This is a genomic window from Pseudomonas chlororaphis subsp. piscium (assembly GCF_003850345.1).
In the GTDB taxonomy this organism is placed as follows: Bacteria; Pseudomonadota; Gammaproteobacteria; order Pseudomonadales; family Pseudomonadaceae; genus Aquipseudomonas; species Aquipseudomonas piscium.
Genome location: NZ_CP027707.1, coordinates 3,144,912 through 3,161,313 on the forward strand (window position 1 = coordinate 3,144,912; position 16,402 = coordinate 3,161,313).

The 16,402-nt window shown below is 64.6% G+C and carries 17 protein-coding genes; 6 read left to right on the forward strand and 11 right to left on the reverse strand.

The window, feature by feature from the left end; all coding sequences use genetic code 11:
• Positions 1–41 precede the first annotated feature (41 nt).
• Positions 42–1,079: an Ldh family oxidoreductase gene (locus C4K38_RS14595; protein ID WP_053278979.1), complete on the forward strand. Its 1,038-nt coding sequence runs from the start codon at positions 42–44 to the stop codon at positions 1,077–1,079.
• A gap of 76 nt (positions 1,080–1,155) precedes the next feature.
• Here the strand turns inward: C4K38_RS14595 and C4K38_RS14600 are convergent, their stop codons facing one another.
• Positions 1,156–1,476, reverse strand: a complete 321-nt coding sequence (locus C4K38_RS14600) for an ElaB/YgaM/YqjD family protein (protein ID WP_053278980.1) — start codon at positions 1,474–1,476, stop codon at positions 1,156–1,158.
• A 155-nt stretch (positions 1,477–1,631) separates the two neighbouring features.
• Between C4K38_RS14600 and C4K38_RS14605 the strand changes: the two genes are divergently transcribed.
• Complete coding sequence (locus C4K38_RS14605; RefSeq protein WP_025809079.1) at positions 1,632–1,886, forward strand: hypothetical protein; 255 nt, start codon at positions 1,632–1,634, stop codon at positions 1,884–1,886.
• Here the strand turns inward: C4K38_RS14605 and C4K38_RS14610 are convergent.
• Positions 1,858–2,793: a LysR family transcriptional regulator gene (locus tag C4K38_RS14610; RefSeq protein WP_053278981.1), complete on the reverse strand. Its 936-nt coding sequence runs from the start codon at positions 2,791–2,793 to the stop codon at positions 1,858–1,860. The two genes, C4K38_RS14605 and C4K38_RS14610, sit on opposite strands and share 29 nt — an antisense overlap.
• 85 nt (positions 2,794–2,878) lie before the next feature.
• Between C4K38_RS14610 and C4K38_RS14615 the strand changes: the two genes are divergently transcribed.
• Positions 2,879–3,799 (forward strand): carbon-nitrogen hydrolase family protein, encoded by a 921-nt coding sequence (locus tag C4K38_RS14615; protein WP_053278982.1) that lies wholly within the window; start codon positions 2,879–2,881, stop codon positions 3,797–3,799.
• On the opposite strand, the gene C4K38_RS14620 is transcribed toward C4K38_RS14615, so the two are convergent.
• The 4 genes from C4K38_RS14620 to C4K38_RS14635 form a co-directional block, all read right to left on the reverse strand.
• Entirely contained in the window at positions 3,792–4,337 is a 546-nt protein-coding gene (locus C4K38_RS14620; protein ID WP_053278983.1) for a GNAT family N-acetyltransferase, read from the reverse strand. The two genes, C4K38_RS14615 and C4K38_RS14620, sit on opposite strands and share 8 nt — an antisense overlap.
• Before the next feature lie 53 nt (positions 4,338–4,390).
• The gene (locus C4K38_RS14625) at positions 4,391–4,648 is read right to left on the reverse strand and encodes a PAAR domain-containing protein (protein ID WP_081001498.1); all 258 of its coding nucleotides are present in this window, start codon (positions 4,646–4,648) and stop codon (positions 4,391–4,393) included.
• Positions 4,649–4,746: 98 nt separating this feature from the next.
• Positions 4,747–5,685 carry a DUF6708 domain-containing protein gene (locus C4K38_RS14630; protein WP_053278984.1) on the reverse strand — a complete coding sequence of 313 codons (939 nt, stop codon included), beginning with the start codon at positions 5,683–5,685 and terminating at the stop codon, positions 4,747–4,749.
• A 141-nt stretch (positions 5,686–5,826) separates the two neighbouring features.
• The gene (locus tag C4K38_RS14635) at positions 5,827–6,723 is read right to left on the reverse strand and encodes a LysR family transcriptional regulator (RefSeq protein WP_053278985.1); all 897 of its coding nucleotides are present in this window, start codon (positions 6,721–6,723) and stop codon (positions 5,827–5,829) included.
• Between the two features lie 113 nt (positions 6,724–6,836).
• On the opposite strand from C4K38_RS14635, the gene C4K38_RS14640 reads away from it, so the two are divergent.
• Positions 6,837–8,360 (forward strand): MFS transporter, encoded by a 1,524-nt coding sequence (locus C4K38_RS14640; protein WP_053278986.1) that lies wholly within the window; start codon positions 6,837–6,839, stop codon positions 8,358–8,360.
• 6 nt (positions 8,361–8,366) lie between these two features.
• Here the strand turns inward: C4K38_RS14640 and C4K38_RS14645 are convergent, their stop codons facing one another.
• Together C4K38_RS14645 and C4K38_RS14650 are read right to left on the reverse strand one after the other, a co-directional pair.
• On the reverse strand, positions 8,367–9,620 hold the full coding sequence (locus C4K38_RS14645) for a ferredoxin reductase family protein (RefSeq protein ID WP_053278987.1): 1,254 nt from the start codon (positions 9,618–9,620) through the stop codon (positions 8,367–8,369).
• A 141-nt stretch (positions 9,621–9,761) separates the two neighbouring features.
• Positions 9,762–10,649, reverse strand: coding sequence for a LysR family transcriptional regulator (locus C4K38_RS14650; protein WP_053278988.1), 888 nt, complete (start codon positions 10,647–10,649; stop codon positions 9,762–9,764).
• 246 nt (positions 10,650–10,895) lie between these two features.
• Here C4K38_RS14650 and glsB point away from each other — a divergent pair, with 246 nt between their 5' ends.
• Positions 10,896–11,804 carry a glutaminase B gene (gene glsB / locus C4K38_RS14655; RefSeq protein ID WP_038579256.1) on the forward strand — a complete coding sequence of 303 codons (909 nt, stop codon included), beginning with the start codon at positions 10,896–10,898 and terminating at the stop codon, positions 11,802–11,804.
• A gap of 67 nt (positions 11,805–11,871) precedes the next feature.
• Here glsB and C4K38_RS14660 read toward each other — a convergent pair whose 3' ends face one another.
• The 3 genes from C4K38_RS14660 to C4K38_RS14670 all read right to left on the reverse strand — a co-directional run bounded on the left by C4K38_RS14660 (position 11,872) and on the right by C4K38_RS14670 (position 15,148).
• On the reverse strand, positions 11,872–12,345 hold the full coding sequence (locus C4K38_RS14660; RefSeq protein WP_053278989.1) for an LEA/WHy family protein: 474 nt from the start codon (positions 12,343–12,345) through the stop codon (positions 11,872–11,874).
• A gap of 258 nt (positions 12,346–12,603) precedes the next feature.
• On the reverse strand, positions 12,604–14,043 hold the full coding sequence (locus C4K38_RS14665) for a nucleobase:cation symporter-2 family protein (RefSeq protein WP_009048851.1): 1,440 nt from the start codon (positions 14,041–14,043) through the stop codon (positions 12,604–12,606).
• Between the two features lie 211 nt (positions 14,044–14,254).
• Complete coding sequence (locus C4K38_RS14670) at positions 14,255–15,148, reverse strand: LysR family transcriptional regulator (protein ID WP_053278990.1); 894 nt, start codon at positions 15,146–15,148, stop codon at positions 14,255–14,257.
• Positions 15,149–15,299: 151 nt separating this feature from the next.
• Here C4K38_RS14670 and speB point away from each other — a divergent pair, with 151 nt between their 5' ends.
• Positions 15,300–16,259: an agmatinase gene (gene speB / locus C4K38_RS14675; protein ID WP_053278991.1), complete on the forward strand. Its 960-nt coding sequence runs from the start codon at positions 15,300–15,302 to the stop codon at positions 16,257–16,259.
• Positions 16,260–16,402 lie beyond the last annotated feature (143 nt).

A 16,402-nucleotide genomic window follows, 5' to 3' on the forward strand; every position in this document is an offset into this window, starting at 1 on the left:
ATACGCTGTAGCCCATTCCAATAATTAATCCGGAGCTCCAGATGTCTGTATCGCCCCTGGCTGTTGAAACACCGCAGGAACACCTGTCGCTCGAGGCACTGGTGAAGCTGTTGGAAACGATCTTCCTGCGCCATGGCACCAGCGCCGAAGTGGCGCGCAGCCTGGCGCAGAACTGTGCCGCTGCCGAGCGCGACGGCGCCCACAGTCATGGCGTGTTCCGTATTCCCGGTTATGTGTCGACCCTCAATAGCGGCTGGGTCAACGGCAAGGCCGTGCCGGTGGTCGAAGACGTGGCCCCGGCCTTTGTCCGGGTCGATGCCGGCAACGGCTTCGCCCAACCGGCGCTGGCGGCGGCGCGCGGGCTGCTGGTGGAGAAAGCCCGCAACGCCGGGATCGCCATTCTGGCCATCCGAAATTCTCATCACTTCGCTGCGCTGTGGCCGGACGTCGAGCCGTTCGCCGAGGAAGGGCTGGTCGCCCTGAGCGTGGTCAACAGCATGACCTGCGTGGTGCCCCACGGCGCCGACCGGCCGTTGTTCGGCACCAACCCGATTGCCTTCGCCGCGCCCCAGGCCGCTGGCGATCCCATCGTCTTCGACCTGGCCACCAGCGCCATCGCCCACGGTGACGTGCAGATCGCCGCGCGCAAGGGCGAACGCCTGCCGCCGGGCATGGGCGTGGACGGTCTCGGCCAGCCCACCGATGACCCGAAAGCCATTCTCGAAGGCGGTGCGCTGTTGCCGTTCGGCGGGCACAAGGGCTCGGCGCTGTCGATGATGGTCGAGCTGCTGGCGGCGGCGCTGACGGGTGGCAATTTCTCGTTCGAGTTCGACTGGTCCAACCATCCGGGCGCGAAGACGCCCTGGACCGGCCAGTTGCTGATCGTCATCGATCCGAGCAAGGGCGCCGGGCAGAATTTCGCCGAGCGCAGCCAGGAGCTGATCCGGCAGATGCACGGCGTAGGGCTCAAGCGCCTGCCGGGGGATCGCCGCCATCGCCAGCGGGAAAAGTCCCTGCGCGAGGGGATTGCCCTGGACGCCGCGGAGCTCAAGCAGCTGCGGGAGTTGGCCGGGCTTTAAAACGTGGTTTCAAAACGCAAGGACCAGGCGAGCGTGACGCTGGCCTGGTCCTTTTTTCATCGGGCGGCAAGGCTAGTTACGAACGACGCCCCAGCAACAGGCCCACCACAAGGCCAAAGCCGGCGGAGATGGCCACGGTCTGCCACGGATGGCCGCCGATGTACTGCTCGGTGGCTTCCACCACCGGCTTGCTGCGCTCGCGCACGCTGGACACCGAGTCCAGCGCCTGCTTGAGTTTCAACCCCACCTGCTGGCGCAGGTTTTCGCCTTCCTCACCCACCAGCGACGCGCTGTTTTTCAGGAGCTTTTCCGATTCTTCGATCAGCGCCTGAAGTTCGCTGAATGCCTGGTCCTTGATTTGTTCGTCAGCCGCTTGCGCGGCAGTTTTACGAGCCATTGAGTTACTCCTTGCGGGTCAGTGATGCGATGAACAATGGAGTTGCGGGGGGAGCGAAAAGTTGCAGCAATTTTGCGCACCCGTTCCATGCCAGCGGGAAAACCCCAGCCGTCACAGTGTAAGATGTCGGCACTTTTACGCAGCAGGAAATTCCCATGAGCTTCAATCTGGCCAACAAGACTCTCGCCGAGCGCGCAGAGATCGAAGATGAAAAGTCCCGTCTGTTCGAGCTGTGGCAGAGCAACCTGGGCAAGGCCAAGGGCGAAGCCGCGCGGTTGTTTGGCGAGCGCGGCAAGCGCAAGGGCAAATGGGCCGAATGGGTGCGCTCCGAGCTCGACGGCATGTCGCCGCCGGAATACGCCAACATGGTGCGCAGTGAAGTCAATCGCCTGATGGCGGCGAACAAGTAGCTTCGAAGCTGGCGACTATCGCCTCGCGCACTTTCAGCACCACCGGATCGATCTGCGCGCTGGTGCGCCAGCCCAGCTCGATCGGGTAACGCGGCAGGTCCAGCGGGCAGGGCAGCAGCGCCAGCCCGGTCAGTTCGGCGATGCTTCGCGCGGCATGGGCCGGAATGGTCGCCACCGCCTGGCTGCCCTTGAGCAGATGGGGCAGCGCGGCAAAATGCGTGGTCGAGGCGCAGACCTGGCGACTCAGTCCCAGGGCCGCCAGACCCTCGTCGGTAATCCCGATAAAACCTTGCGACGACACCAGCACATGCTCGCGGGCGACGAACTCGTCGAGGTCGATGGCCTGCTGTCTCGGGCTCAGGCTCGCCGGGTCCGCCAGGCACAGGTAACCACCTTCCCCCAACACCTGACGGCTGAGCATGCGTTCGGCGAAACCGCCGGCGCTGATGGCCAGGTCGATGCTGCGCTGCAACAGCGCTTCGCCGACGATCTGGCTGTGGCTCTGGCGAAAGATCAGGCGCAGCTTCGGCGCCCGCCGGGCGACTTCCTCGATCAGGCGCCTGCCGTAGGCAATCTCGAAATCGTCCGACAGCCCGATCGCCACCGAGCGCCCCTGATAATGGCTGGCATGGGGATCGACCATGGCCAGGCTCTGCCGGCATTTGTTCAGCGCCTCGCTGACCACCGGCTTGAGCTGGTTGGCCCGCAGGGTCGGCGCCAGGCCGCGCCCGGTGCGCACGAACAACTGATCGCCGTACAGCTCGCGCAAGCGCCGCAGCGCCGCGCTCATGGCCGACTGGGTGACGCCCAGGCGGAGGGCGGCGCGACTGGCGCTGGATTCGTCATGCAGGGCTTCGAAGGCCTTGAGCAGGTTGAGATCGACCTGGGCGATATTCATCTGGTTCATATCATTCAGTATCAGGAGGGGCTTTCTGCATGATCGGCGAGCGCCGGACAATGGGCAACACTTCACCGCCACAGGAGCTTCCCCAATGTCCAAGTCCGTTGTCGCCGCGTTGCAGATCGGCTCCCTGCCAGGGGGCAAGGCCGCTACCCTGGAGCAGATCCTGTCCTATGAGGACGCCATCATCGAGGCCGGCGCGCAGCTGGTGGTGATGCCCGAAGCCTTGCTCGGCGGCTACCCGAAAGGTGAGGGTTTCGGCACCCAGCTCGGCTATCGCCTGCCGGAAGGCCGCGACGCCTTTGCCCGCTATTTCGCCAATGCCGTCGAGGTGCCGGGCGCGGAAACCGAGGCCCTGGCTGGCCTGGCGGCGCGCACCGGGGCCAACCTGGTGCTGGGGGTGATCGAGCGCGCCGGCAGCACCCTGTATTGCACGGCGCTGTATTTCGACCCGCAGCACGGCCTGGTGGGCAAGCACCGCAAGCTGATGCCCACCGGCACCGAACGGCTGATCTGGGGCAAGGGCGACGGTTCGACCCTGCCGGTGCTGGACACCCAGGTCGGCCGGGTCGGCGCGGTGATCTGCTGGGAAAACATGATGCCGTTGCTGCGCACCGCGATGTATGCCAAGGGTGTGCAAGTCTGGTGCGCGCCGACCGTGGACGAGCGCGAGATGTGGCAGGTCAGCATGCGCCACATCGCCCATGAAGGCCGCTGCTTTGTGGTCAGCGCCTGCCAGGTGCAGGCGTCACCCCAAGAGTTGGGGCTGGAGATCGCCAACTGGCCGGCCGAGCGCCCGCTGATTGCCGGCGGCAGCCTGATCGTCGGGCCGATGGGCGAGGTACTGGCCGGGCCGCTGGTGGGCCGTGCCGGCCTGCTGACGGCGCAGATCGACACCGCCGAGCTGGTGCGGGCGCGCTACGACTACGACGTGGTCGGCCACTATGCGCGCCCGGACGTGTTCGAGCTGACAGTGGACGAACGGGCCAAGGCCGGCGTGCGTTTTATCTGAGGCGGCGCCACTCCTCGCGGGTGATTTCCCAGATGTCCCGGGGCAATCGCCCGCAGACGAAGTCGTCTTCGTCACTGCGGATCAGGCGCATGCCCGCGCGTTCGGAAATCCGCCGCGAGGCCAGGTTCGGCGCGGCCTTGGGCACCCGCATCACCTCGCGCCCCAGCACTTCGAACCAGTATTGGGTGACCGCCGCACTGGCCTCGCTCATATAGCCCTGGCCTTGCCAGGCCGGAGCCAGCCAGAAGCCGCGGTTGTTGTCGGTCTGGTCCATCAGGCTGACATTGCCGATCAATTGTTCGGGTGCGCTTTTCAGGCGGATCGACCAGTGCCATTCCTCGCCGCGCTCGATGGCCGGTAGCGCCAGGTCGCGCAGGTAACTCAGGGCGCCATCGACGGGATAGGGCCAGGGCACCCGGGCGTTGAGAAAACGCACCACTTCCCAGTGCGGGAACTGCTGCTGGACGGCATCCGCGTCGGCCAGTTCCAGCGGGCGCAGGATCAGGCGCTCGGTGTAGAGGGTGGGGGTCGGCTCCATATGAAAGCCTTTCTCCTTGCGGGCAATGACTTCAGGGGTAGTCCATCTGTTGTCTAGTCGAGCATCCAGCTACTGTCGCCTTCGGTGAGCGTGCCCCCGTGGCTGGTCGTATCTCCTTGCCTGGCAACCGCTTTCCCCTCGATGTCTTCAGTTGGTGAGCCAGTTTGGATGACGGCACCGCAACTGATGCCATCACCCACTCGGGCGACCGCTTTGCCATTGATAGAGGCACTTGTCGCCCCACTGACAACCGTTCCTGCTCCATGTATCGGGCAATCATGGCTATGCCCAACAAGTACAACTGGTTTCATGCAAGTTCCCTCTTTGAATCAACCTGGGTTGCCGCCAATGAGCGATGGTCTCGCTAATGTTTGGCAAGGTTTTGCTACGCCAGCTTGTCAGCAAAACGCTAGGGTCCAATGATCCTGGCAGTCATTTCCATGTGCGCTGATGTACCAGGTTCTCCTTCGAGCGCTTGTTGCGGCGGGGCCGCCGGGCCTACGCGTAACAGGCGACAGGTCATCCACCAGCAAAGAGCAACGAAGAAGTTGTAGGGGAAGAGCACCAACCAAAGAGGCATCAGCCACCATTTCTTGCCCTGCTTTTCCCCCGGTTCTCCCGTGCGCCAAGGCACATAATGACGAAATGCCTGACGGGGTGTCAGGCAGATAGCGTTATGGGGCGCATACCACCAGTGGGGCTCTTGAGGAACGGGCAGCTTATCCGGACCATGGGCCATGAACTGACGAATGTACTCCCACACCTGAGCAACGAAGATCGGCCGAGGATCGCTGGGTTCATTGCTGTCTATGCAGATGCTATAGGTGGGCGCCCAGGATTTGGCGATCTGTTTGGCTTGCAGGCTGTCTTGTTGGGTACCGAATGCATTCAGGACCAAAGAAGTAGTGGTACTGAACGACCGGCCGGAAAACTCGGTTCGACCCGTTACTCCGGCTTTGACATGAGCCCAGTCACCGACCAGCAGGGTCTTGCCCTTGAGGTAGTAGATTTTCTGGGTGTGGCGATTGAAATAGAAGTTCGATTGACTCCTGATCAAGTGGATTCGGTAAAAAAGGAACAACGAAATTCCCAGCGGCAAGAGCAGGGGAATGAATAGAACCCAGGCTTCATCGGATGGTGTGTCATTGATAACGGCACAGAACATCCATAACCACAGCAGTAGAGTGATGACTATCGTGGCAGAGAACATCTTTGCCATGAAGGCTGAATCCGCAGGCATGGGATTGCGCAGGCACAAGACATTTTTTCCCATGGAAATGTACTGATCACCGATAGAGGGTGTCGCTTCTGCCTTGTCTGCCGGTGTCCACGTCCAACTGATGGTCATGTGTATCTCCTTAGTCGATCAGCTCAAACTTCGCAGTCGCGACGGCGGTTTCATCCCAGCCTTGGTTGGGTTTGTAGCTGACCTCGAGAGAGGTTCTGTCGCTATCAGTTGCGCCTATGTGTGGATCTGCTGTGGGTTTTTTCAGCGGCCGCCCAATACCAGGCGTTCGCTGAGAAAGTCGACGAACACTCGCAGTTTCGGCAGCAGATGTCGACTGCCGGGCCAGAGCACCGAGAACTTGCCGCTGTCGATCTGATAGTCGTCCAGCACCGACACCAGCGAGCCGTCGGCCAGCGCCGTGCGCACCACGAAATCCGGAACGAAGGCGAGGCCCAGGCCCTGGGTAGCGGCGAAGATCAGCGACTCGAGGTTGTTGCTGGTCAAGGCGCTGCGCAGCACCAGCGGCGGCGCATCGTCGGGCAGGCGAAACTTCCACTCCTGCAACTGCGGGGTACCGGGAAACTTGTAGCGCAGGCAGGCATGCCGCTCCAGGTCCCGCGGGCACTCGGGCACGCCATGGCGGGCGAAGTAGTGAGGGGCGCTGACCAGCACGAAACGGAACGGCCCCAGGGTGCGGGATTTGAGCTGGGAGTCCGCCAGCTCGCCGCTGCGGATCACCGCGTCGACGCCTTCGGCGATCACGTCGATCAGCCGGTCGTTGAAGTCCAGGTCCAACTCGATGTCCGGGTAGCGTTCGGCGAACTCCGGGAGGATCGGCAACAGCATGCGATAGCCGATGGCGGGCAGGCTGACCCGCAGCTTGCCGCGGGGCTTGTCGCTGATGCGCGCCAGCTCGGCCTCGGCGTCTTCCACCTCGCTGACTATGCGCTGGCAGCGTTCGAAGAACAGCGTGCCTTCGTCGGTCAGGCTGATGCGCCGGGTGCTGCGATTGAGCAGGCGCACGCCGAGCCGTTCTTCCAGGCGGGCCAGGCTCTTGCCCACCGCCGAGGCGGAGAGGCCCAGGCGTTCCGCCGCGCCGACAAAACTGCCAGCCTCTACCGTGCGCACAAAGGCCAGCATGCCACTGAGGTTGTCCATGGGGATCTCGATTGGAGCCTTTATGTCCGTAAAGAACGGACTTCAGCCCTGTTTGTGGGTGATTGCGGCGAATCTACCATTGATCGCCCTGCAACGTTCCCCCTGAGGTACCAATGAATTCGCCAATCGATGTGCCTGCTGCCCTCGATCACACCGTCGCCGGCGGTTCTTCCTACGCGGTACTGGCCGCGGTGTGCCTGGCGGCGCTGATCCTGCCGCTGACCTTCGTCGGCGTGGCCGTGGCGACCCCGGCCATCGGCCGCGAGTTGGGCGGTGGCCCCCTGGCCCTGAGCTGGATCACCAATGCCTTCATGCTGAGTTTTGGCAGCGTGCTGATGGCCGCCGGCACCCTGGCCGACGAGTACGGGCGCAAGCGTGTGTTCAGCCTGGGCGTCGGCCTGTTCGCCCTGACGTCGCTGGCCCTGGCCTTTGCGCCTTCGGTGCTCTGGCTCGACCTGTTGCGGGCCGTGCAAGGGCTGGCCGGCGCGGCGGCGCTGGCGGGCGGCTCGGCGGCCCTGGCCCAAGAGTTTGAAGGCCCGGCGCGGACCCGCGCCTTCAGCCTGCTGGGCACCACCTTCGGCGTCGGCCTGGCATTCGGGCCGATCCTCGCCGGGGTGCTGATCGAAGCCTACGGCTGGCGCTCGATCTTCGTCTCCGGGACCTTGATCGGCGGCCTGTCGCTGCTGTTTGGCGTGCCGCGTATGCAGGAGTCCCGCGACCCGGACGCGGCGGGTGTCGACTGGCCCGGCACCTTGAGTTTCACCGCGGCGCTGGTGGCGCTGACCTGGGGCATTTTGCAGGCGCCGCAAAGCGGCTGGAGCAGCCCGCTGGTCTGGGGCTTGTTGCTGGTGGCGCTGCTGGCCTTGCTGCTGTTCATAGTCATAGAGTTGCGGGTCAAGCGTCCGATGCTCGACCTGTCGCTGTTTCGCTACCCGCGGTTTGTCGGCGTGCAGTTGCTGCCGATCGCCACCTGCTATTGCTTCGTGGTGTTGCTGATCCTGCTGCCGATCCGCTTTATCGGCGTGGAAGGCTACAGCGAGATCGATGCCGGGCTGATGATGATCGCCTTGTCCGCACCTATGGTGGTGGTGCCGTTGCTGGCGGCGTGGCTGACCCGCTGGTTCGGCGCCGGGACCCTGTCCAGCGTCGGCCTGGTGATCGCCGCGCTCGGGCTCTACCTGCTCAGCCGGATCGCCCCGGGGCAGGCGTCGGCGGCCAATGTCTTGCCCATGTTGTTGATCGGTTTTGGTGCCGGTTTGCCCTGGGGCTTGATGGACGGGCTGTCGGTCAGTGTGGTGCCCAAGGAGCGGGCGGGGATGGCCACCGGCATCTTCAGTACCACCCGGGTGGCGGGCGAGGGCATTGCCCTGGCCCTGGTGGTGGCCCTGCTGGCCGGCTTGCTGCAACTGTCCATGGCTGCGGCGCTGCCGGAGCATCCGCAGCTGCCGCTGGCCGCCCAGCAGTTGGCCAGCGGCAACCTGCAGGCCAGCGCGGCGTTGTTGCCCGAGCTGGGCCGGGAGCTGTTGCTCGGGCTCTACGCCAAGGCCTTCACCTGGCTGCTGTATGCGCTGATCGCCATCACCCTGGTCGCGGCGCTGGTGGTGCGGCTGATGCTGCATGAACCGCGCCGGGGTTGAGGGTGTTCAGCGGAACTCGAAGAACTCGTAGTGCAGGTTGCGTTCGGGAATCGCGTGTTCGCGCATCAACGCCTTGACCCGGGCGAGCAAACCCTTGGGCCCGCAGAAACTGATCTGGATCTGTTGCGGATCGGTTTCGCTGGCCAGCCGTTTCAGGGTTTCCCCCAGGCGGTCGGCGCCGTCGGTGTGGCCGATGAAATCCACCCCGCGTTCCTCGGCCAGGCCCTGCAAGGTTTCGATGCTGGGGAAGGCTCGTGACGGGTTGCAGCAGTACACCAGGGTCGCCTGGTCGAAGCGCCCGGCGGCGGCATCCTGCAGCCAGGAGATAAAGGGCGAGATACCCACGCCACCGCCGATCCAGATCTCCCGGCCGGCATCGAGCCGGCGCTTGAAGCGGCCATAGGGTGCGTATAGGTCGGCGAGCATGCCGACCTTGACCTGCTGGCGCAGCTTCTGGGTGTAGTCGCCCAGGGCGCGGATCACGAACTCGATGCGCCCGTCGCTGGCGTGGGCGCTGGCGATAGTGAAGGGGTGCGGCTCGCGCAGGCCTTTCTCGCGCATGGCGAGAAAGGCGAACTGCCCGGCCTTGAAGGCGAAACCGCGGTGCAGTGGGGTCAGTTCCAGGTGCAGGGAGTTTTTCTCCAGGGTCACCGCGCTGACCCGGTATTCGCCGGCCTTGGCCAGCAGCGGATAGAGCAGCAGCTTGTACAGGGCGCCGAGCAGGCCCAGGCCGCAGAGTGCGGTGAGCCAGATGCCCGAGGGGGTATCCAGGGCAATCGGCGACTTGAAGCTCAGCCAGTGCAGGATGACGATCGCGAACAGCGGCCCGGACAGCTTGTGCCACCAGCGCCACTGGCCGTAGGGAATGTTGCGGTTCAGCGCCAGCAGCACGATCAGGCCGAGAGCCACGTAACTCAGCTGCCGCACCATGCGCGTCCAGTACTTGGACAGCTCGATGATCGGCACGCTTTGCCAGAGATCCAGGTTGGCCTTGAACACCAGGTGATAGCTGGCGAAGACCAGCGCCCAGATGCCCAGCCACTTGTGGGTTTCATAGACCCGGTCGAGGCCGCCGAACAGCCGCTCGACCCAGCGCCAGCGGCTGGCCAGCAGGCAGGACAGGGCCATATAGGCCAGCGCCGTGGCGCCGAGGACCAGGCTCAGGGTGGCGGAGGTCAGCCAGGTATCGCTGGGGATTTCCAGCAGCAGGGTGAGGGTGGTGATCAGCAGGACGCCGACCACCGAATACCAGGTTTTCAAGGGGGACACCTCCAGAAAGATGGCGCCAGTGTCGGCGCATAGGATGGGTCGCGGGCTGCGGGCGGGTGCTGGCGCAGCCGGGGTGAGGGGCTATTTTACCGGCGCAGCGGCGAGCCCGGGCTGATCTGCATCAGCGCCTGCTCAGTGCGGCTGGGGCAAGGGGTTTTCCACCAGCCAGGCCTGGGCGAAGTCCAGGTAGGCGCGGACGATGTTCGAGGGCGGGCGCTGGTCCGGGTAAAGCAGGTGCAGCTGTTGCTCCGGCATCGGCAGGCGGGGCAGCAGGGCCCGCAGACGACCGTCGCGCAGGGCTTCGGCGGCGAGAAAGGCCGGCAGCTCGGTGACCACCTTGGCGGTCAGCGCCAGCTGGCGCAGGTGCAGGTAATCGTTGGCGGCGAACAGCGGATTGGGGTTGTAGGACTGGTCGCCCAGTTGCCACTGTTCCCGGGCATCGGCATGGCGCGACCAGACGGCACAGGGAAAACCGCGAAGGTCGGCGGGGGTTTGCGGGGTGCCGAGGCGCTCCAGCAGCACCGGGCTGGCGACCAGCATATGGCGGTAGCTGCCGAGCAGGCGCGCCGGGCGATCCTCGTCGAACAGCGGCCCGGCGCGCAGGGCGACGTCGACCCCATCCTGCGCCAGGTCGCTTTCCCGCTCACTGGTGTAGACCGCGACCTGGACCTCGGGATGGCGCCGCTGGAACTCGGCCAGCAGCTTCCACCAGCTCTCGAACGCCGCAGGCACCGACACACTCAGGCGGCCCTGCAAGTGCATTCGATCATTTCTGACAGCCTGTTCGCCCTCGGCCAGGGCTTCGATACCACGGCTGGCGTGCTCGTAGAGCTGGCTGCCGGCGGCGGTCAGCCGGGTGCCGCGGGCGGAGCGTTCCAGCAGTTGCACGTTGAGGCTGCGTTCCAGTTCACGGATGCCTCGGCGGATGGTGGCCAGCGGTAGTTGCAGCAGGTTGGCGGCGGACGAAATGCTGCCGCATTGGACCACGCTGACAAACATCCTGGCGGCGTTGAGATCCATGAGCGCTCCCTGTCGAATATAGGGGAAAGCCTATCAGCTGCGGCTCCGCCCGATCAAAAAAGCGCGGCCCGCGAGCGATTTTTATCGCCGGTTTTTCTCCCGCGCGGAGGGCTGTACGGGGGGCGGGTGAGGGCTGTGTGAGGGCCGTGTGAGGGATAAGCACGACAACTGTGTTCTCGACCCGGCGGAGTGCGTCTAGCAGCGGTAGCTTCGCGGCGGTGCGAGGCACGAAGTGCGAGTCTGAACATGCAAGCGTTGTTGAACGAGATCCTCGACGAGGTCCGTCCCTTGATTGGCCAGGGCAAAGTGGCCAGCTACATTCCGGCGCTGGCCGATGTGCCGGCCAACCAGCTGGGGATTGCCGTGTATGGCAACGATGGCCAGGTGTTCAGCGCCGGCGACGCCGATACACCGTTCTCGGTGCAGAGCATTTCCAAGGTGTTCAGCCTGGTGCAGGCCATCGGCCATTCCGGCGAGGCGATCTGGCAGCGCCTGGGGCATGAACCCTCAGGGCAACCCTTCAACTCCCTGGTGCAACTGGAGTTCGAGCGTGGCCGTCCGCGCAACCCGTTCATCAACGCCGGGGCGCTGGTGATCTGCGATATCAACCAGTCGCGTTTCGCCGCGCCGGCGCTGTCCATGCGCGATTTCGTGCGGCGCCTGTCCGGCAACATGCAGGTGCTGGTGGACGGCCGCGTCGCCGATTCGGAATACCAGTACCGCGCGCGCAACGCGGCGATGGCCTACCTGATGCAGTCCTTCGGCAACTTCCACAACGACGTCGAGTCGGTACTGCGCAGCTACTTCAGCCACTGCGCGCTGCGCATGAGTTGCGTCGACCTGGCGCGGGCCTTCTGCTTCCTGGCCAACGATGGCTTCTGCAAGCACAGCGGCGAGCAGATCCTCACGGCGCGCCAGACCCAGCAAGTCAACTCGATCATGGCCACCAGCGGCCTGTACGACGAAGCTGGCAATTTCGCCTACCGCGTCGGTCTGCCGGGCAAGAGCGGCGTGGGCGGCGGTATTGTCGCGGTGGTGCCGGGGCAGTTCACGGTGTGCGTGTGGTCACCGGAATTGAACGCGGCGGGCAACTCCCTGGTGGGGATGGCGGCTCTGGAATTGCTGAGCCAGCGCATTGGCTGGTCGGTGTTCTAGGGGAGGGAGAATGGCAGCCGGTCGCAGGCTGCGCCAGCGGCTACAGGGCCGCTGGCGAGCCTGTCGATTACCAGGTGAAGTTGGCGGTCTTCGGCAGGCTCAGCTGACCTTTGTCGACGAAACGCATAGTGCCGAACGGGCCGCCGGCGAGCTTGCCGCGCAGCACGTAGGGCAGGTCGTCGAGGTTTTGCGTCTGGCTCAGGCCTAGGGTCTGGCGCAGTACGGCGAAGGCCGAAACGCTGACCGGCACCACCAGCACGCCCTCGGAGAAACGCGCGATGCTGCCGGTCTGGTTACTGACCCCGGTGGCCAGCGGTTGGCCGTTGACTTCCAGGTCCAGGGCCACGCCGTTGTAGTTGATCGTGGTTTCGTTGGGGTTCTGCAGGCGCAGCTTGACGGCGAAGCGCACTTCCAGGTCCTGGCTGGGCAGCGGCTCGATACCGACCACATTGATGTGCAACTGATCGCGCTGGGGAAACAGGGCGCAGGCGCTCAGGCTGAGCAACAGCACGGAAAGGGTGAGGCCGAGGAGTCTGCGCATTGGAAGCTCTCTGCAAAGAAAGAAGGCAGTGTTGAATCTATCGCGCCCGGGTCTGCACCACAAACCGAAGGTTGCTTGAGGGGGCGCCATCTTCTGTAGGAGCCAGGCTTGCCGGCGATAAGGCCGGCAGGGCTGGCATCGGGCTTGAGGCCGGGCGTCTGGTGGTGTTGCCACTGACGCCATCGCGAGCAAGCTTCGCTCCTACAGAAGACGCAGTGCCTACGGGTGTCGACCGACTGCTCTTACAGACGCCAGTGGTCAGGCGTTGGCTTTGGCGCTCACATCCGGGTCCTGCATGACCTTGAGGGTAGCCGCTTCTGGATCGAACTCATCTTCTTCCAGCTCGATGAACTCCTCCGGCAGGAAGATGTTCAGCAGGATCGCGCACATCGCGCCCACGGTGATTGGCGATTCGAAGATGTTGTGCAGCGCCTTGGGCAGTTCGCGCAGGACTTCCGGCACCGCCGCCACCCCCAGGCCCATGCCTAGGGAAATGGCCACGATCAGCACGTTGCGTCGATGCAGCCCGGCTTCGGCGAGGATCTTGATCCCGGCCACGGCCACGGTGCCGAACATGATCAGGGTGGCGCCGCCCAGCACCGGCTTGGGCATCAGCTGCAGCACCGCGCCGATCACCGGGAACAGCCCCAGTAGCACCAGCAGCCCGGCGATGAAGTACGCCACGTAGCGGCTGGCCACGCCGGTCAGCTGAATCACTCCGTTGTTCTGGGCGAAGGTGACCATCGGCAGGCTGTTGAACACCGCCGCCACCATCGAGTTGAAACCGTCGGCCAGCAGGCCTGACTTGATGCGCTTGATGTACAGCGGGCCCTTGACCGGCTGTTGGGAAATCATCGAGTTGGCGGTCAGGTCGCCGGCTGCTTCCAGGGGCGAGATCAGGAAAATCACCGCCAGCGGAATGAAGGCGATCAGGTCGAAGGAGAAGCCGTACTTGAACGGCACCGGTACGCTGACCATCGGCACTTCCGGCATCGTCGCCAGGTCGACCCGGCCCAGCAGCCAGGCGACGACGAAGCCCAGGGTCAGGCCGATGACGATCGAGCCCAGGCGCAGCATCGGATGACTGAAGCGGTTGAGCACCACTATGGTCAGCAGCACCAGGGCGGCCAGGCCCAGGTTGCTGGCGGCGCCCAGGTCCGGCGCGCCGAAGCCGCCGGCCATGTCGGTGACCGCCACCTTGATCAGCGACAGGCCCATCAGGGTGATGATGGTGCCGGTGACCACCGGGGTGATCAGCTTGCGCAGCTTGCCGATGAACTGGCTGAGGAACATCTCGATAAAGGCTGCGCAGAAGCAGATGCCGAAGATGGTCGAGAGGATTTCCTCGTTGCTGCCGCCACGGCCCTTGACCATCAGCCCGGCGCTGAGCAGCACGCTGATAAAGGAAAAGCTGGTGCCCTGCACGCACAGCAGCCCGGAGCCGATCGGCCCCAGGCGCCGGGCCTGGACGAAGGTGCCCAGGCCCGAGACGAACAGCGCCATGCTGATCAGGTAGGGCGTTTCGTTCTGCAGGCCCAGCACGCCACCGAAGATCAGGGTCGGGGAGATGATGCCGACAAAACTTGCCAGCACATGTTGCAGCGCGGCAAAGATCGCCGCGCTGAAGTGCGGGCGGTCCTCCAGGCCATAGATCAGGTCGGACTTGTAGCGCGGCGTGGAGCGATCAGGTGCGGTCATGGGAAAAAGCCTGCCAATGACGTGTCGATAGGGCATGAAACACGTGGAGAAAAGGGGCGCGACACGGGATGTCGGAGGACGTAAGGCAAAATCTGCGGACCCGGTCAGAAAAATGGAGGCGCAGGATGCCAGAAAGGTGGCCGGGTCAGAAGAGCAAAGCGCATTGCCGACTGAAACTTCAATCGGCGGCAGCGGCTAGAGGATCCGGCGCTTAGTCGAATGCGGCCAGCAGGTCTTCCTCGAAGGCCCGCTGCGCCTCCCCGGGAACCAGGGCGCGGTGGCGGGCCAGATAGAAGCCCACGTCGTAACTCAACTCCTCCGGGCGCAGGGCCTTGATCAGCCCTTTGTCTTCCCAGGTGCGGGCGAAGTGGCTAGGCAGGTAGCCGATGTGCTGGCCCGAGAGGATGAAGGTGAGGGTGGCCTCGACCTGCTGTGAACAGGCCGAGCCGGGCACACCTTGCAACGGCTCGTCGTTTCTCAGCAGCCGGTAGCTGTGGTCGACCTTGTCGGCGCGATGCAGTGCTTGCAGGTCCGGGTTGTCCTGGGCGAACAACGGATGGCCGCGCCCGCAGTACAGGTGCTGGGTTTCCGTGAACAGCTGCTGGTAATCGAAGGCGTGCTGCACCTTGGAGAAATAGCCGATCGCCAGGTCCAGGCGCTGCTGCAACAGCAGGCGTTCCATCTCGCCGGTCATGGCGCTGATCATCTCGATGCGCACCGACTCGTCGCGCTGGCGAAAGCGCCGGATCGCCTCGGCGACTTTCTGCAACACCGCCGGGTCGAGCGCCTCCGACAGGCCCAGGCGCACCTCGCCAAGCAAGCGCCCGGCCACCCCGTTGGACTGATGGCGAAACTGCTCGATGGACTCGAACAGGCCACGGGTCGCCAGCAGCAGCTGCTCGCCCTTGGGCGTCAGGCGAAAGCCACCCTTGCCGCGACTGCACAGGCGATAGCCAAGGCGGGTTTCCAGCTTGGCCATCTGCTGGCTGATGCTCGACTGGCTCAGTCCCAGTTCGCCCTGGGCGGCGCTGAAGCCGCCGCATTCGACCACGCAGACGAACAGGCGCAGCAGGTGCAGGTCGAGGTCGTGCAGTTGGCCGAGCATCAAACATTACTCCGGGGGAATGTCAGGTTAATACGCTTGATATTTTTCCAATGTATCGACCGGTGCAAGCTGCCGCCACAGATTCCTCGATGGCCGTCAGCGCGGGGATCTCTGTAACCCTTCGTTAGCCGCCAACCATAAGGACGAACCCATGGATATCGCCAACCGCAACGACCAGGCCCTGACCCGTGACAGCCTGTACGGCACCGCCGCCGAAAGCACCTACGCCGGCATCACCAGCTTTATGCGCCGCCGCTACAGCCGCGACCTGCGCGGGGTGGATGTGGCGGTCAGCGGCGTACCGTTCGATACCGCCACCAGCAACCGCCCCGGTGCGCGTTTCGGCCCGCGGGGAATCCGCGCCGCGTCCGCCGGCATCGCCTGGGAACGCCACTGGCCGTGGGCCTTCGATCCGTTCGACCATCTGGCGGTGGTGGACTACGGCGACTGCGCCTTCGATTCCGGGGTGCCGCAGTCGGTGCCGGAGAGCATCGAGGCCCATGCCGAGCGGATCCTCGGTAGCGGCAGCGCGATGCTGACTTTCGGCGGCGACCACTTCATCACCTATCCGCTGCTCAAGGCCCATGCGCGCAAGCACGGTCCGCTGACGCTGATCCACTTCGATGCCCACAGCGACACCTGGCCGGACGAAGAGGGCAAGCGCATCGACCACGGCACCATGTTCTGGCACGCGGCCAGGGAAGGCTTGGTGGACCCGGCGCGCTCGGTACAGATCGGCCTGCGCACCACCAACGACGATCACCAGGGGTTCCAGGTGCTGGACGCGCGGCAGGTGCATCGACGTGGCTGCGAAGCCATTGTCGAGGCGATCCGCCAGCGGGTTGGCGACCAGCCGGTGTACCTGACCTTCGATATCGACTGCCTCGACCCGGCCTTCGCCCCCGGCACCGGCACCCCGGTGTGCGGCGGCCTGAGCATGCTGCAGGCGCTGGAGATCCTCGGCGGCCTGCGCGGCATCAATCTGGTGGGCATGGACGTGGTGGAAGTGGCCCCGGCCTATGACAACGCGGAAATCACCTCGCTGGCGGCGGCCACCCTGGCCATGGAAATGCTCTGCCTGTACGCGGCGCGGCATAAGGTCGATCGGTAGGGCGGGAAGCGGGCGCGGGATTGCCGCAGACCTCCGGTTTGCGGCAACCGCGTTGCCGATCGCAGCCTCGCGGGCTCGGCAGCGGCTACAGGTTCCGCGGTGTCGTTGGGTTTGATCGCTACTGACAGATCCTGACAGGGGGC

Bases quoted from the DNA above. Each gene is read 5' to 3' on its own strand.
- C4K38_RS14595 (WP_053278979.1), top strand. From the start codon at position 42: ATGTCTGTATCGCCCCTGGCTGTTGAAACACCGCAGGAACACCTGTCG.
- C4K38_RS14600 (WP_053278980.1), bottom strand. From the start codon at position 1,476: ATGGCTCGTAAAACTGCCGCGCAAGCGGCTGACGAACAAATCAAGGAC.
- C4K38_RS14605 (WP_025809079.1), top strand. From the start codon at position 1,632: ATGAGCTTCAATCTGGCCAACAAGACTCTCGCCGAGCGCGCAGAGATC.
- C4K38_RS14610 (WP_053278981.1), bottom strand. From the start codon at position 2,793: ATGAACCAGATGAATATCGCCCAGGTCGATCTCAACCTGCTCAAGGCC.
- C4K38_RS14615 (WP_053278982.1), top strand. From the start codon at position 2,879: ATGTCCAAGTCCGTTGTCGCCGCGTTGCAGATCGGCTCCCTGCCAGGG.
- C4K38_RS14620 (WP_053278983.1), bottom strand. From the start codon at position 4,337: ATGGAGCCGACCCCCACCCTCTACACCGAGCGCCTGATCCTGCGCCCG.
- C4K38_RS14625 (WP_081001498.1), bottom strand. From the start codon at position 4,648: ATGAAACCAGTTGTACTTGTTGGGCATAGCCATGATTGCCCGATACAT.
- C4K38_RS14630 (WP_053278984.1), bottom strand. From the start codon at position 5,685: ATGACCATCAGTTGGACGTGGACACCGGCAGACAAGGCAGAAGCGACA.
- C4K38_RS14635 (WP_053278985.1), bottom strand. From the start codon at position 6,723: ATGGACAACCTCAGTGGCATGCTGGCCTTTGTGCGCACGGTAGAGGCT.
- C4K38_RS14640 (WP_053278986.1), top strand. From the start codon at position 6,837: ATGAATTCGCCAATCGATGTGCCTGCTGCCCTCGATCACACCGTCGCC.
- C4K38_RS14650 (WP_053278988.1), bottom strand. From the start codon at position 10,649: ATGGATCTCAACGCCGCCAGGATGTTTGTCAGCGTGGTCCAATGCGGC.
- glsB (WP_038579256.1), top strand. From the start codon at position 10,896: ATGCAAGCGTTGTTGAACGAGATCCTCGACGAGGTCCGTCCCTTGATT.
- C4K38_RS14660 (WP_053278989.1), bottom strand. From the start codon at position 12,345: ATGCGCAGACTCCTCGGCCTCACCCTTTCCGTGCTGTTGCTCAGCCTG.
- C4K38_RS14665 (WP_009048851.1), bottom strand. From the start codon at position 14,043: ATGACCGCACCTGATCGCTCCACGCCGCGCTACAAGTCCGACCTGATC.
- C4K38_RS14670 (WP_053278990.1), bottom strand. From the start codon at position 15,148: ATGCTCGGCCAACTGCACGACCTCGACCTGCACCTGCTGCGCCTGTTC.
- speB (WP_053278991.1), top strand. From the start codon at position 15,300: ATGGATATCGCCAACCGCAACGACCAGGCCCTGACCCGTGACAGCCTG.